Genomic DNA, 13796 nt, shown 5'->3' with positions numbered 1-13796 from the left:
CCTCTGCCCGGAATCATATGAGCAACTGCTAAAGAGTTTGCAGCAAGAGCTAACTGTGTCCAGATAAGTAGGTAGGGCTTAACATGAACTACAGCTGTCAGCCAGTGAGCCACGCAGCAAACCCGTCACTTTGTAAGTGTGTTGGCGGAGAAAAAAAATGCTTTTGCGGATTGTACTAGGGGCCCACCGCCGGTTGCCCTACGTTTGGCCATTCCCTCGGGAGATTATTTCCTGCCGCGCATGCCTGGCGCTTAGGAAGTGCTTTGGATGTTGGATACCTCTCTTCCTTATGTTTTGCCTTCTGCTTCTATCCGCGTTGCTTATCAGCAGCTCCCGCCCCGTCGTACCACCTGCCGGGCTGCCCGTGGACCTGCCTCAGCGCCTAAAGGCTGCTTTGGAAGGAACCGGATTTGCCGGGGTGGTGCTAGTCGGGCGCAGCGACAGCCTGGTGTGGCAGCAGGGCTACGGTGACGCGGACCGGCAGCGTCACGTTCGCAACGGTCCTGCTACAGCCTTTGACGTCGGCTCGCTGACTAAGCAGTTCACTGCCGCGGCCATCTTGGCCCTGGAGCAGGACGGCAGGTTGACGGTGCAAGACTCCTTGGGCATGTATTTTCCCTCGGCACCGGCCGACAAGCGCGGCATTACCCTGCACCAGCTGCTGACGCACACGGCAGGTCTGCGCGAATATTTGGGCCGGGACGAACGATGGCTCAGCCAGCCGGACTTTCTTCGCCAGACCCTGCGCAGCAAACTGGTATTTGCGCCGGGTTCCGCCTATCAGTATTCCAATGTGGGGTATTCGCTGCTGGCCGTAGTTATTGAGCGGGTCAGTAGCCTGCCGTACGAGCGATACCTGCACCAGCGGCTTTTTCAGCCTGCCGGCCTCACCGCTACCGGTTATCGACTGACAACCTGGCCCGATTCAACCGTCGCCGTGGGTTACGTGCGCGAGCGCCGCTGGGGCAAGCCCATGACCAAAGGTTGGGCGCCGGACGGACCCTCGTGGAACCTGCGCGGCAACGGCGGGATGCTCAGCACGGCGCAAGACATGTGGCGCTGGCACCAAGCCCTGGCCGGGGGCCGGATACTGGCGCCAGCTACACAGGCCAAGCTCTACCAGCCTTACGTTGCCAAAAAGCCCGGCGGGGCCATCTCGTACGGTTACGGCTGGTCGGTGTACGAGTCCAAACGCGGCACGCGGGTGGTTTCGCACGGAGGCAGCAACGACATATTCTTTGTCCATTATGTCCGCTACCTGGACCCCCGCGACGGCGGCACGGTGCTGTTTGTGGCCACCAACCAATCCCCGGACGTCGCCAGGAAAGTCAGCCAGGTGCTTATGGGAGTGCTGTTCCCCGACTAAGGGCCGAACAGGGCTGAGGCAGGAGAGTTGTTGGCGTAAGGAGCCAACGCGCTACGGTGCTGGTTTTATGACCACGCCGGCCTTCATGACAAAGGCAACGCCCTCTAACGACGACAAGCTTTCCAGGGGATTGCCTTTGACCGCGATGATGTCGGCCCAGGCTCCGGCCTGGAGCCGCCCGAGGCGGGGTTCGGCCAGCAGCAGCGCCCCGTTCCAGGTGGCGGCCCGTAAAATATCCGCCAGGGGCAGACCGGCCTCCGCATAAGCAAACAGCAACCGTTTGGCGGCCTGCCCGCGGGAAAGGCCCAGGCCCATGTACATGTCGGAGCCGGCCGCAATGGTCGTACCCGCCTGCCGGGCCCGGAGCAGGCGGTCGTGATAGGGTTTGGCCAGGGTGCGGACCTGCTCGGCACTTAGGTTCATGCGTAACTTGTCGACCTGCCTTTGCGCGAGCTGAAAATCCATGTCCGTTGGCACCAGGATGACGTGTTGCCGTCGCATCCGGCGCAGGGTCGAATCGGCTACCACGTAGCCGTGCTCAATGCCGTCCACGCCTGCCTGCAAGGCGCGGCGGATGGCCAGGTCCGTGGTCGCGTGGGCGGTGACTTTCAACTGGTGCAGGTGCGCTTCCTCCACAATGGCGTGCATTTCCGGCACCGACAGGTACGTCTTGTTAGGGGAGCTGTTGGAGTAGATTTTAATTAAATCAACCCCGTGATAGACGTGCTCGCGCACAGCCAGCCGGGCATCTTCTACCCCGCGAATGATGCGGTAATCGCCCGTTATCAATTGGGTTTGCCCAGGCATGAGGCCTGGCACCTGGCCTCCTTCCGGCGCGAGACCCGGGCCGGACACGTAGAGCCGGGGACCGGGCAGGGTGCCTTCGTCAATAGCCCGCTTTAAGGCCACGTCAGCATAAACGCCGGAGTTGCCCAGGTCGCGCACGGTGGTGTAGCCCGCATCCAGGTAGGATTGGGCACGGGCCGCCCCCCGCAGCGCCCGCAGCGCATCGCCTTCCATGGTCACGGCCTTGGTGACGGTGAGCGTATTGTCCTCGTCCCCCGGATGCTCCATCAGCAAGTGGCTGTGGGCTTCAATCAAACCCGGCAGGACCGTATACTGGCTTAGGTCAAGCACCGTGGCGCCCGGTGGAATGGCAATGCCTTTCCCGACCGCTGTGATACTGTTGCCCCGGATTATGATGATTTGATTGGTAAGCACAATGCCCCGCTCACTGTCGAACAAGCGGCCGGCCTTGATGGCTGTCACCCCCGCTGACTGAGCCCAAAGCAGCCAGGGAAAAACCAGAAAGCAGCTGAATAGGAGGTTGAACCGATAGCGCATACGCGTGTAAGAAAACTGCCAAAAATTTGATTCATCTGCCTTGGGTGATAGAGCTTTCGCAGCATTAGCCGCTGCCCACCACGCGGGCAAAGTCGGCCCGGTAAGTGTCACCGATGGGAATCACCGCTTGTCCCAGGTAAATGCGCTGCCGCTCGACCGAGGTAATCTGGTTGAGGGCCACGATGTAGGACTTGTGCACGCGCATGAACGGCGGATGGGGCAATGTCTCGGACAGCTTGCCCAGGCTGGTCAGCGTCAGGATGCGCTCCGTCGCGGTGAACACCGTGGCGTAGTCGCGGCCGCCTTCGATGTAGCGAATGTCGGCGTGGTTGACGCGCACCAGGCGGTGTTCGGTTTTAATAAAGCTGTATGCGGGCAGCTCGGCTGGGCTGGGTACCACCACACTTTCCCCTGGGCTGGCCGGAACCTGGGCGTACACCCGCTGCACGGCCTTCAGGAATCGCTCGAAGGAGATGGGCTTGAGCAGGTAGTCGGCCACGGCGTACTCGTAGCCTTCCAGTGCGAAGTGCGGGTAGGCCGTGGTGAGAATGACGGCGCAGCGGCCCTGCAGCAGCTGCAGGAACTGCATGCCGCTGAGCGCGGCCATCTGCACGTCGAGCAGCACCAAGTCGATGTCGCCCCCCTGGGCCTGCACCAGGCCCTGAATCGGGTCGGTGGTACACGTTAGGTGGAGGAAGGGCACCCGGCGGGCGTGCTCGGCGAGCACGCGCAGCGCCAGGGGCTCGTCGTCGATGGCCAGGGTGCGGAGCGTGGTCATGCGTGGGAAGCGGCAAGAATGGGCGGAGCGGCGGTTTCCAGCGAAAGCGTGCACTCAAAGCACACGCCGTCGTTTTCGACGGCTAAGTGGTGCCGCCCGGGGTAAAGCAGGGCGAGTCGCCGGCGCACACTGGCCAGGCCTACCCCACCCACCTGGTCTTTGTGCTGGGCCACAATCGGGTTACGGGCGGTAAAAGTCAAAGCATGCCCGCGCACACTCAGCGTCAAGGCAATGGGATGCGCGGGATTATTGACGGAGCCGTGCTTAAAAGCGTTTTCAACAAAGCAGATGAGCAGCAGCGGAGCAATGCGCTGGGTGCTGACGGCCCCGTCCACGGTAAAATCGATGTAGACAGGTCCCTCGTGGCGCAATTTCTCCAGGGCAATGTAGCTGGTCAGGTAGTCGATTTCCTGGCCCAGGGCCACGTAGGCTTCATTAGATTCGTAGAGCATGTAGCGCAGCAGGTCGGCCAGCCGCAAGATGGCGTCGGGCGTGCGCTCGGGCTCGGTCAGCGCCAGCCCGTAGAGGTTGTTGATGTTGTTGAATAGAAAATGCGGGTTGAGCTGCGACTTGAGGTAGGCCAGTTCCATGGCCGTTTTTTCGTGCCGTAGTGCTTCGGCCGCCCGGAAGTCGCGCACGTGCTTGTAGATGAATGCCATCATCACAAACACCCAGCTGGCTAGCAGCGAATCGGTAATGAAGACGAGGGCAGGCGTCGCCGGGTTCGTAAACCACATGCCCGTGAGCGGGCCAATCAGGCGTTGCTCCAGCACGTAGCTGAAAGTCGCGTCGAACAGGCCCAGTAGAACGACCTGTGCAAAGACCAGCCAGAGCCGTTGCGGGCTAAAGGTGCGCGTGAAGACCCACAGGCTTAGGTAGAACGTCACCAGAACCCGGGCCAGGAGCACGTACAAGGCTACGTACTGCAACTCCGCCGCGAACAGGGCTGGCGTCACCACGCCCCCGTTACGGTTGCTGGTCCGGTAGAGCAGCAGCACCGCCAAAAACAGGAGCCAAAAAAGCAGATGGGTGAAGAATGCGCGGCGGCGTTCCATGCGCGGGCAGTTGGACCGTTAAGCAGGCAAGGTAGCCCGGTGCGTCGTTGCAGGCAATGCCAATCCGCCAACCCCCGCAAAACGTCCGCCAATCCGCGAAAGGGTGTTTCAAGGTATCCGCTGCAGAGGCGCAGGGATGTACAAGGCACTAATGCTACGCTGGCGGAGAAAAAGGCCGCGTTTGCGGATTGCAGTCGGTGAGCCGTGGTGACTACTGCTAGGTTTGCTAAGCCCACCGGAAATGCTTTTGTTATGCCCCCTCGTATTCGCCCCACACCGTGTCACCGCCTGTTGCGTAGTCTGCGCCCGGGGCCGCTGCAACTGCTTGCCGGAGTCCTACTGGGCCTGGGGCTGGCGGGCTGTTTAACCTCGTCAGCTGTTCGGCCTGAACTTTTGGCCCGCATCCGACGTGGCACCGAGCAAGTGAGCTTCGGGGCCGCCACGGTGCGGGTGCCGCTGCTGGGCATGCCCACCCTGCCGCTGGTGCCGGTGCTGGTAAACGGCAAAGGGCCGTTCCAATTCTTGCTTGACGCGGGGGGCAACGTAGTGACGGTGAAGAACTCCGTGATTCGGGCCGCCGGCGGGCACGTGCTGCAAAAGCGCGGCAAAACGGACGTCGTGGCGATTGACTCTTTGCGGCTGGGCGGCGTGGTATTTCGCAACGTCACGGCCGGGGCACAGGAAGAGCTTGACGTGGACGGCGTGCTGGGCTTCAATCTGTTTCGCGAGGGCCTGCTCACGCTGGACTACCCGGCCCAGCAGTTGACCTGGGCACCGGGTGCCCTGCCCGACCCCGACGGCCAGCAAGTATTTGTCTACCGTTTGCGCGACCGCATGCCCTACCTGCCTATCCGGCTGGGGCAGGACACCGTGTGGTTTAATTTCGACACGGGTGCCTCGCAGTGGTTTTATGTCCCGAAGGCCCTGGCTAGCCGCCTGCCCCTGGTAGCCGCCCCCACCACAGGCCCTGCAGCCTGGAATCAGCAACTGGGGACCATACACACCCAGCGTGCCCACCTCCGCACGGACCTGGACATTGGGTCATGTCGCGTGCGGCAGCCTTATCTCCTTTTTACCGAAGGAACGGAGGCCTTGCTGGGCAGCGGTTTTCTCCAGCACTTCGTGCTCACGTTTGATTTGTCACGGCACCGCGTGCGTTTGGCTCGTTCCGATGCCGCGCCGCTGCTGATGCCCGGGGTGAGGGGGGCCAGTCAAGACTAACAGTGAACGACACGCCCATCAACGAACAGCGAAAGCCTAGCTAGCGGGCGGTGCTAGTCACCAGCAGCATACGGGCGTGCGCCAGGCCGAATGCCTCCACCGGGCTGTGGGAGCTCATTGCCCGACTTCTTGCCCGTCCCTTTGCCGCCGTTTCATGCTTGGTTTTCAGGTCCGGACTTGCCGCCGTAGTGACCCGGCTCATGCCATGCACGGCCCGAAAACCACCTGGTACGAAAGCGGGCAGCTAACCGCCATTCTTTCCCATGAAAGCACTTTTTACCCTTTGTTTGACCGCCACCCCCGCTTTCCTGAGTTTAGCTCAGACCCCGGGCACGGTAGCGGGGCGCCTCGTCGATGAACAGCAGCAGCCACTGCCTTTCGCGACGGTATTGCTGCGCCCGCTGCAGGACACAACTCAAGTCACGGTGGCCGAGTCGGGGGCCGATGGTAGCTACCGTTTCCCGCTTGTAGCGGGCGGCCGCTATCGCATCACGGCAAGTTTGCTGGGCTACTATACCCAGCGCACGGCACCGTTTGAAGTAGGCCGCGCCGGCGTGCAGCTGTCGCCCCTAACGCTCGTCTCAGCGGCGCAGCAGCTGAAGGGCGTGGAAGTGGTGGGCCAGAAGCCGCTGCTGGAAATGCGAGGCGGCAAGGTTATTGTCAACGTGGCAGGCAGCGTTACGGCCGGGGCGACGGCCCTCGAAGCCTTGCAGCAGGTACCGGGCCTGCTTGTGCTCAACGACCGCGTCAGCATTGCTGGACGCCAGGGCGTAGTCATCTTCATCGACGGCCGCACGACCCGCTACACGGACGTGGTGAACGTGCTCAAGGACTTTCCCAGCAGCAACATTGAGCGCATCGAGGTAATGAGCCAGCCCGATGCCAGCTTCGACGCGGCCGGCAACGCGGGCATCATTAACATCATTTTGAAGAAAGATGTGGACCTGGGCACCAGCGGCACCGTATCGGCCAACGTCGGGTACGGCCGCTTTGGCAAGGCCGGTACCGCCCTCGACTTCAACCATCGCCGCGGCAAGCTTAACGTGTTCGGCAGCTACGGCCTAGCCCGGCGCAAAACCTACGAGCAACTCAATACCGTGCGCAACCCCGACGCGCCGGGCCTGCGCTACGAGCAGCGCAGCTTCCAGCCGCGCACGGCCACGGTCAACACGTTCCGCCTTGGCGCCGATTACTACCTGAGCAAGCGGCAAACCCTCGGCGTACTGGTCAATGGCTACACCAACCTGACCCGGGCCGAAGCCGAGAACAGCGTGACAACCCCCGACGGCACGGCCGTGGACACGCGCAACCGCACCCGTCGGCGCACCGATACGTACGCCGCCAACCTCAACTACCGGCTGCAGCTCGACACGCTGGGCCGCGAGCTGAGCGCCGATGCCGACTACTCCCGCTACGCATCGGGCAGTTTCGGGCAGGTCCAAAATGATTTCAGCAACGGTCCCGCCGAAAACCTGCGCAACGACCAGCGCGTGGCAATTGGCTTGCGCTCGGGCCGGCTGGACTACCGCTGGCCGCTGCGGCCCACCCTGAAGCTGCAGCTGGGCGCCAAAACCAGTAAGGCCGACATCCGCACCCACCTCGACTTGGCAGGCGGCTCGAATGCGCGCCAGGAGGCTTTTCACTTTGAGGAAACCATCCAGGCTGGCTACGTGCAGGCCGAAGGCGAGCACCTGGGGTTCCGTTGGCAAGCCGGACTGCGCGGCGAGTGGACGGACAACCGCGGCCAGTTCACCAAAAACAACGCCAACGACGTGCGCTTTACCCGCCACTACGGGCAGCTTTTCCCCACCCTGAGCGTCGACCGGGTGCTGCACAAGGCTGTGGGATTGAACGCGGCGTACAGCCGCCGCATTGACCGGCCAAGTTATCAGGACCTGAATCCCAACATCGTTTACCTTGACCCCTATACCCAGCAGCGTGGCAACCCCAGCCTGCTGCCCGAGTTTGCCCACAACTATAAGTTGGCGCTGACCTACGACCAGCAGCCTTTCATCGTGCTCGATTACAGCCGCACCAACGGCATCATCAGCCTCGTGACGGAAACAGAGGGCGCGCAGATTTACTCCATTCCCCGCAACCTCGACCACCAGAACAGCTACAGCGCTTCTTTGAATGTCCCCTTGAGCTTTGTCAAGCAGCTCACGGGGTACGCCGGCGTCAGCGTCGCCCGCAACGAGTACGTGTACCTGGACGAGAACCGACCGGCCCGCCAGGCCCGCACGGCCGCCACCTTCTATGGGCAGGCGAACGTGCAGCTGCCGCACCAGTGGAAGCTGGAGGCTTCAGGCTTCTACCAAACGGCGGGCCTCGACGGCATTCTTCGCTACCGGGCCTTTGGCAATCTAAACGTAGGAGGGCAAAAAAACATGCTCGATGGTCGCGCCACGTTGCGCCTGACGGTTAATGATGTACTGTTTACCAACCAGCAGCGTGGTAGAGTCGACTTTCAGCAAAACGACGTGCGCTTTGTCAGCTACCGCGAGTCGCGGCAGGCGCGCATCAGCTTCAGCTATAAGCTCGGCAATCAGAAACTAAAGGCCGCCCGCAAGCGCGCCACTAGCCTGGAAGAGGAGCGCGGCCGGGTAAAGACGGACAAGGAATAATTGGGCGTGGGGTGCCGCATGCAAGAAATTTAACTACCCATAACAGCGTTCCGAAGCGCACTGTAGCGTGTCACCGGGTAAGTGTCTTCCATAAAACTCCCACCGCTTGGGAGGGCTTGGCAACTAATTCACCCTTTCCATCATCTACCAGCCGCACACGTTTTTGCAGCTTAAGCCGGAACGCCCGCGGGAAGGCAGCAACGCCCCGCTTATATGCCCCAATTGCCTGATTCCTCACAACAGCATGATTCAAATGATGACCACCTTGGTAAATGCCTATACGAAAATCAGATTTTTGTTGACGGTCCAGCGAAAACTTCAACGACCACCCGGCGTGTCCTGGCCGTCCCTAATTTTACTAGCCGGGGCGTTCTGCTGCCAATCCTGTGATTCTTTGGCGCAGGGCATTAATTCCCTCCGCGTGTACAAGGCCATGACGGCAGGCAAGCCGAGTACCATGGCGGGCACGGACACTATTCCGTTTGAATACCACAACAACGTCATCATTATAAAGGGGAAAGTAAACGGTCAATCCCTGGACTTTATCGTCGATACGGGCGCTCCTTCCATTATCTGGGAGGAAGCCGCCCGAAGTTTGAAGCTCGAAAAATCCCCGGTCGCCAGTACCTCAACGGATGCGAACGGCAAAGAGCAGAAGATTGAGTTCTACGCCGCCGACGAAGTACAAGTGGGCAATCTTAAGCTCGAAAAGATGAATCTGGCTTCGGTCAGTACCCTGTCCGAGGAAATAAAGTGCTATGCCAGCGGCGGGATTCTAGGCGGCAACTTTCTGCGGCACTTCAACTGGCAAATTGACTACGACCGCAAATGCCTGGTCGCGTCTTCTCACCTGACCAAACTGACCATTCCCAAGGGGGCTATCAAAGTAGAAGCCGAGGTAGCCACTCTGCAAGGCCGTGTGAGCATCGGCAACGTCCAGTTGCTAGGACAACGCGAGACGTTTATCCTTGATACGGGCAGCCGGGGTTTTATTAGCCTGGACAAGGGAAAGTGGAATCCCCAGAAAGCGGCTCTTGCCCTGCCCTATACCGAAGCGTACGGGTACTCCCGGTTGAGCGCTGGTGGCCGTGAAAAAACAATCAGTTATGTGATTCAAACCGACTTTGTCACCCCGATGGGCACTCTACAGGATGCCGTGTTAGAAGTAGACACGGACCGGTCCAAGCTGGGGAATTCCTTCTTGTCGCAATTTGGGGTTGTCACCATTGATTATACCTCAAAATCCCCTGCCGTTTACTTCCCACCACGGGCAGTCAAGTCGATAGATAATAAAACCTGGGGGTTCACCCCTGTTTATGACAAAACGCAAAAAGGGTTTGTGATTGGCAGCATCTACAAAAACTCGCCGGTAGAAAAGGCAGGGCTGCAGGTAGGAGACCGGATTTTGGCCATCAACGGGCAGGACTTGCGTAGTGTGGAGTACAGTGATTATTGCGGCAAAAATTACACGGGGGAAGCCTCCTATACCATGGTAGGCGACGTCGTGACCCTCACGGTCGAGCGCAATGGCAGGCAAGAAGTTAGGGAGCTAAAAAAGTACTTGATGTTCAGCAAATAGCCGTTTCGCAGCGGATGCGTCGGTCGTTTCATAGGCCACAAAAGCAGGAGTTAGCGAAAATGATACCGTAGGCCGGCGCTGGCGTAGCCCGGCCACTGGTCGATAAGCGGGTTGTTGAACAGGTAGCCTTTGGTGGCAGTGGCCACCAGTGAGAGGCGGTTGCCGAGAAAGCAGTCGACTTCAGCCCCTGCCTGTGGGCCGTAGGTGAAGCGCTGCGGCTCCTTGGCATCAGGGGTCAGCTCGCCGGTACCGTTTTCGCCGGTGCGCTCGTAGCCGGCGGTGCCTCCTAGCAGTAGGTGCACATAGGCCACTTCGCCCAGGCGAAACAGCTGCGGGGCAAGCAGCACCCGGCCCACGTAGCTACTGTATTCACCGCGGCCGCTTAGGTTGCCGGCATCGCGTAGCGCGCTGGCACGCAAGGCCAGGCGGTTGGTGAGCATGCTGGTGTAGCTCAGCTCGTAGAAGTCGCCCTTTTCGGAGCGGCCCAGGTGGGCACCCCAGCTGGAAATGTGTTGGACGTGGCGCTGAGCGGAGGCCGGCACGGCGCCGGCTCCCGCCAGCAGCAGGGCCACTAGCAATAGGTTCTTCATAAGGGGTTAGTTGCGGGGGCGGGCCCGGTCCGCTTTGATGAGGGCATTTTGTACCAGGATGTCGGAATAGACCATTTCGGCCGCCTGCCGCGAGGGGCCGGGCTGGGCAGCTTCGGCCAGCAGCCGGTCCGCTTCCTGGCGCAGCTGCATGGCTTTAATCATGTTGTCGTTGGAAGTATTCAGAGCCACCATCCGCTCACCCTCGGTCATGGCGTAACGGCCGGGATTCTTCAGCGTGGCATTCAGCTCGATGCTCTGCTGGGTCATTTCGTCGGCAATCTTATAGTAGCCGAAGGCGGTGGCAATCTTCTTTTTCTGCATCATCTCCTCGTAAGCAAACGTGGAGACGGCGGCCTCCTCGCGCTTCTGCTGGTACTGCTGCGAGCTCATGCGGTTGTTGCCCGCCGTGGAGCCCGAGCCGAAGCGGGAAAACACGTCGTACACCGTGTTCAGGTCCTGCTGGGGGTTGTTGAGCTGCAGGGCCTGGCGCAGGCGTTCGGCCTTCTGAAACACGGGCATGTACTGGTTGCTCTGCCCCCGGCCCGACATGGCCAGGGCGCGGGCAAATAGCTCCTGGGGGTTGGAGAGGCGCAAATCCTGAATGCTCTGCACCTTGCGTAGGTCGGCCTGCACCTGGCGCTGCAGCTGCAGGGTCTCGTCGGTGATGTTCTTGACCTGCCCGGTTATGTCCTTGGTAACACCGGCAATCTGCTTGGCGTCCTTGATAACCTGGTAGTTTTTGACCGTTTCGGTCCACTGGGCGAGCCGCTTGGCGAAGTCGCCGATGTGTACGCCCATGTGCACCGGGTCATTGACTACCATCTGGGCGGTAGCCTCCTGACCAGCAGCCAGAATCAGCGCGAAGGCCACGAGGGCCGGCAAAAGCGTCTTTTTCATCGTCGTAACCGGTTTAGTGAGTGGAAATGAATCAGCGCGCCGCTGCTTCGGGGCCCAGCTGGCCGGCGGCCGCGGTGGTAATCAGGATGGGGTAGCCATCGGGCAGCAGCACGTCGCGCAGCTTGGTGCGGGTCTTGGGCCGGGCGAGCACGGAGGCGGCCACCCGACCGCCCACGCCCACCACGGAGTTGGCGGCCGAGGCGGAGCGGTCAATCGCCGTGCTGATTTCCTGGGTGGTTTGCTGCTGCAGCTCGTTGCCAGCCATGCCGGCTTCCTTGGCCACGCGCTTCACCGGACCAATCATGATGCCCGGCATGTAATTGAAGTCGTAGATGTCGGCCTGCACCCGCGTCGGGCCCAAACGGTTGACTTCCAGCGTCACGTTGTTGGTGCCCACGGTGGCCACGGCGGCAAAGACCATGTTCTTGGGGAAGGTCACCCCGGAGACAACGGCATCTTCCAGCAGCCGCAGGATGACCACCGAGCCGGTGCGCACCTTCTGCTCGCCGTTGATGACGCACTTGAAAAACACGTCCGGGGCCAGCTGCTGCTCGCGCTGGCTGCCCTGGGCCATCATTCGACTGGCGTTGCCCACTTTCACCGTGTTGAAGCCATCCATGCCGGGCGCACTCATCCGGTTGGCCAGCAGCTGGGCGGTCTGGTTGGGGTCGCGGTAGCGCTTGCCGGTCATGCGCTCGTAGGCCGCGCGGGTTTCCGGCGGCGAGGAGCCCAGCATGGCCAGCACGTCCGGGTCTGTTTCGAACGGGGTGCCGTCCACGTCCCGCGCCGGCATCAGGCTGCGCCCGGCCCGACCGGTACTCGCCCGGCGGCTACTACCGCCACCGGCCGTGAGGCGCCGGCGTGGTACGACCAGGGTCTGCGCCCGATAAGAGCCCGTGGCAGGGTCCTGGATAGTGGTTTCAATGGTGTCCACGTCGGCCGCGGCCGGGCGGGCGGCTTCGGCGCGCCGGGCGGCGGCTTGCGCGGCGGCCTGGGCCCGACGCTGCGTGCGCAGGGCCAGGCCGGTGGTATCCACGGCGAATACGTCTACCACGTCCTGGTCCGTAGCCCGGGCCGGGGCGCTTTGGGCGTCCTGCTCGGCGCGGCGCTGGGCCTCAATCTGGGCCGAAGGCGAGGTGGTCGGCGCCGGGGGCGCCGTTTCGACCGAGGGAATTTCGGGCTCGATGTTGGCCGAGGCCGCGGCTACCGGCTCGCGCTCCTGCTGGGCGGCATCCTTGGCCGCTTTCAGCCAAAGAAACAGGCCGCCGATGATGAGTACCAGCAGCAGGCCGGCAAAGGCCATCCAGTTCGAGCGCAGTAGCTCCGTGGGAGTGCGCTTTATGGGCGCGGCCGGTGCAGGCTGTTCGCTTTCCGGGTGCGAAACCGAGGCAACTGGTTGGGTAGGGGGCGTGATGGGTTCCATAGAAATAGCGGACAGCGTTAGATAGTGGACGCGCGGTTAATCACGCGGGATGGCACGGGCAGCACCAGCACGCGGGCGCCGTTGAGCTCGCGCAAAGTCACTTCCAGGTAGCCGCGCTCAGTGGCCGCGTACAGCGGAATGGCGTAGGTCAGGTAGCCCGTGGTGCGGCCGGTAATCACCTGATTGGGGCCCCCGCCGGAAGGGGCCAGCGGGCGCCGGGCCTCGTTCTTTTTGCGGGCCAGAAACTTCTTCTGGGCGTTTTCCACCAGCTGGAAGTCGGTGAAGTCCACGTTATAGTCGATGTTGGTCTTGTTGATGACCTTAAAGCGCAGGTAGGTGAAATCCTTGTCGTTGCGCACATTGGCCAGCGAGAGCACCAAATCGTTGTCGACCACGGCCACGGCCTGGTGCTCCTCGCGGGCTTTGCGCAGCGTCTGCAGCTTGCCCGCGACGACGGCCTTCTTCTCCCGCTCCTTGTCCAGGGCCAGCTCGTTTTCCGGGGCGGCGCCCGTGGAGCTGGCGCGTTTGCCGTTGATGCTCAGCACGCCGTCCTTCTGGAAGTCGTAGAGCTGCAGCACCGGGCGGCTTGTGTACACGAGCCGGCCCATCCAGTACTTTGAGCCGTAGCGAATCAGCATGGGCGTAGGCGGCACGTGCTTGCGCTTGGCGCGCACAAACACGGCGTTGGCCTCAATCTTAACCAGGTAGTTACCTGCCATGCCTACGTCGACCAGCGACACCGGCCCGCCAAAGACCAAGTAGGTAGTGGAGGAATCGGAGACGGCCACATCCAGCAGGTTATCAGTGGTCACCACGGCAGTGGCTGGCGAGGTGGCGGCGCTTTGCGCGGCAGTCGGCGCAGAGTGAAGCAGTAGGGAGAGCAGCCCCAGCAGGGCCGGAAGGGTGTTAAAACGCATTG

Annotated in this window: 11 protein-coding genes; 4 read left to right on the top strand and 7 right to left on the bottom strand. The window is 61.6% G+C overall.

The annotated features are described in order from the left end of the window. Positions 1 to 289: 289 nt before the first annotated feature. Complete coding sequence (locus tag ABD903_RS18260; RefSeq protein WP_345226722.1) at positions 290 to 1366, top strand: serine hydrolase domain-containing protein; 1077 nt, start codon at positions 290 to 292, stop codon at positions 1364 to 1366. Positions 1367 to 1417: 51 nt separating this feature from the next. On the opposite strand, the gene ABD903_RS18255 is transcribed toward ABD903_RS18260, so the two are convergent. The 3 genes from ABD903_RS18255 to ABD903_RS18245 all read right to left on the bottom strand — a co-directional run bounded on the left by ABD903_RS18255 (position 1418) and on the right by ABD903_RS18245 (position 4543). After that, positions 1418 to 2635, bottom strand: a complete 1218-nt coding sequence (locus ABD903_RS18255; RefSeq protein WP_345226720.1) for an amidohydrolase family protein — start codon at positions 2633 to 2635, stop codon at positions 1418 to 1420. Positions 2636 to 2774: 139 nt separating this feature from the next. Beyond that, positions 2775 to 3488 (bottom strand): LytR/AlgR family response regulator transcription factor, encoded by a 714-nt coding sequence (locus ABD903_RS18250; RefSeq protein WP_345226719.1) that lies wholly within the window; start codon positions 3486 to 3488, stop codon positions 2775 to 2777. Continuing rightward, the gene (locus tag ABD903_RS18245) at positions 3485 to 4543 is read right to left on the bottom strand and encodes a sensor histidine kinase (protein ID WP_345226717.1); all 1059 of its coding nucleotides are present in this window, start codon (positions 4541 to 4543) and stop codon (positions 3485 to 3487) included. The genes ABD903_RS18250 and ABD903_RS18245 overlap by 4 nt, the downstream gene beginning before the upstream one ends. Before the next feature lie 393 nt (positions 4544 to 4936). Here ABD903_RS18245 and ABD903_RS18240 point away from each other — a divergent pair, with 393 nt between their 5' ends. The 3 genes from ABD903_RS18240 (at position 4937) to ABD903_RS18230 (ending at position 9967) form a co-directional block, all read left to right on the top strand. After that, positions 4937 to 5764, top strand: coding sequence for an aspartyl protease family protein (locus tag ABD903_RS18240; RefSeq protein ID WP_345226715.1), 828 nt, complete (start codon positions 4937 to 4939; stop codon positions 5762 to 5764). Between the two features lie 263 nt (positions 5765 to 6027). Then, the gene (locus ABD903_RS18235) at positions 6028 to 8388 is read left to right on the top strand and encodes a TonB-dependent receptor domain-containing protein (RefSeq protein ID WP_345226713.1); all 2361 of its coding nucleotides are present in this window, start codon (positions 6028 to 6030) and stop codon (positions 8386 to 8388) included. 253 nt (positions 8389 to 8641) lie between these two features. Further along, the gene (locus ABD903_RS18230) at positions 8642 to 9967 is read left to right on the top strand and encodes an aspartyl protease family protein (protein ID WP_345226712.1); all 1326 of its coding nucleotides are present in this window, start codon (positions 8642 to 8644) and stop codon (positions 9965 to 9967) included. A 50-nt stretch (positions 9968 to 10017) separates the two neighbouring features. On the opposite strand, the gene ABD903_RS18225 is transcribed toward ABD903_RS18230, so the two are convergent. The 4 genes from ABD903_RS18225 to ABD903_RS18210 are packed head-to-tail and all read right to left on the bottom strand — an operon-like array spanning position 10018 to position 13794. Continuing rightward, positions 10018 to 10557, bottom strand: a complete 540-nt coding sequence (locus ABD903_RS18225; protein WP_345226711.1) for a hypothetical protein — start codon at positions 10555 to 10557, stop codon at positions 10018 to 10020. Between the two features lie 6 nt (positions 10558 to 10563). Further along, positions 10564 to 11454, bottom strand: a complete 891-nt coding sequence (locus tag ABD903_RS18220; protein ID WP_345226710.1) for a hypothetical protein — start codon at positions 11452 to 11454, stop codon at positions 10564 to 10566. Between the two features lie 31 nt (positions 11455 to 11485). Next, positions 11486 to 12877: a conjugative transposon protein TraM gene (traM, locus tag ABD903_RS18215; RefSeq protein ID WP_345226708.1), complete on the bottom strand. Its 1392-nt coding sequence runs from the start codon at positions 12875 to 12877 to the stop codon at positions 11486 to 11488. A 17-nt stretch (positions 12878 to 12894) separates the two neighbouring features. Continuing rightward, positions 12895 to 13794, bottom strand: coding sequence for a DUF4138 domain-containing protein (locus ABD903_RS18210; protein WP_345226706.1), 900 nt, complete (start codon positions 13792 to 13794; stop codon positions 12895 to 12897). Positions 13795 to 13796: the final 2 nt, after the last annotated feature.

The organism is Hymenobacter koreensis, assembly GCF_039541855.1.
Taxonomy (GTDB): Bacteria; Bacteroidota; Bacteroidia; order Cytophagales; family Hymenobacteraceae; genus Solirubrum; species Solirubrum koreensis.
This window is presented reverse-complemented; position numbering and strand designations above follow the sequence as displayed.

Bases quoted from the DNA above. Each gene is read 5' to 3' on its own strand.
- ABD903_RS18260 (WP_345226722.1), top strand. From the start codon at position 290: ATGTTTTGCCTTCTGCTTCTATCCGCGTTGCTTATCAGCAGCTCCCGC.
- ABD903_RS18250 (WP_345226719.1), bottom strand. From the start codon at position 3,488: ATGACCACGCTCCGCACCCTGGCCATCGACGACGAGCCCCTGGCGCTG.
- ABD903_RS18245 (WP_345226717.1), bottom strand. From the start codon at position 4,543: ATGGAACGCCGCCGCGCATTCTTCACCCATCTGCTTTTTTGGCTCCTG.
- ABD903_RS18235 (WP_345226713.1), top strand. From the start codon at position 6,028: ATGAAAGCACTTTTTACCCTTTGTTTGACCGCCACCCCCGCTTTCCTG.
- ABD903_RS18230 (WP_345226712.1), top strand. From the start codon at position 8,642: ATGATGACCACCTTGGTAAATGCCTATACGAAAATCAGATTTTTGTTG.
- ABD903_RS18225 (WP_345226711.1), bottom strand. From the start codon at position 10,557: ATGAAGAACCTATTGCTAGTGGCCCTGCTGCTGGCGGGAGCCGGCGCC.
- ABD903_RS18220 (WP_345226710.1), bottom strand. From the start codon at position 11,454: ATGAAAAAGACGCTTTTGCCGGCCCTCGTGGCCTTCGCGCTGATTCTG.
- traM (WP_345226708.1), bottom strand. From the start codon at position 12,877: ATGGAACCCATCACGCCCCCTACCCAACCAGTTGCCTCGGTTTCGCAC.
- ABD903_RS18210 (WP_345226706.1), bottom strand. From the start codon at position 13,794: ATGCGTTTTAACACCCTTCCGGCCCTGCTGGGGCTGCTCTCCCTACTG.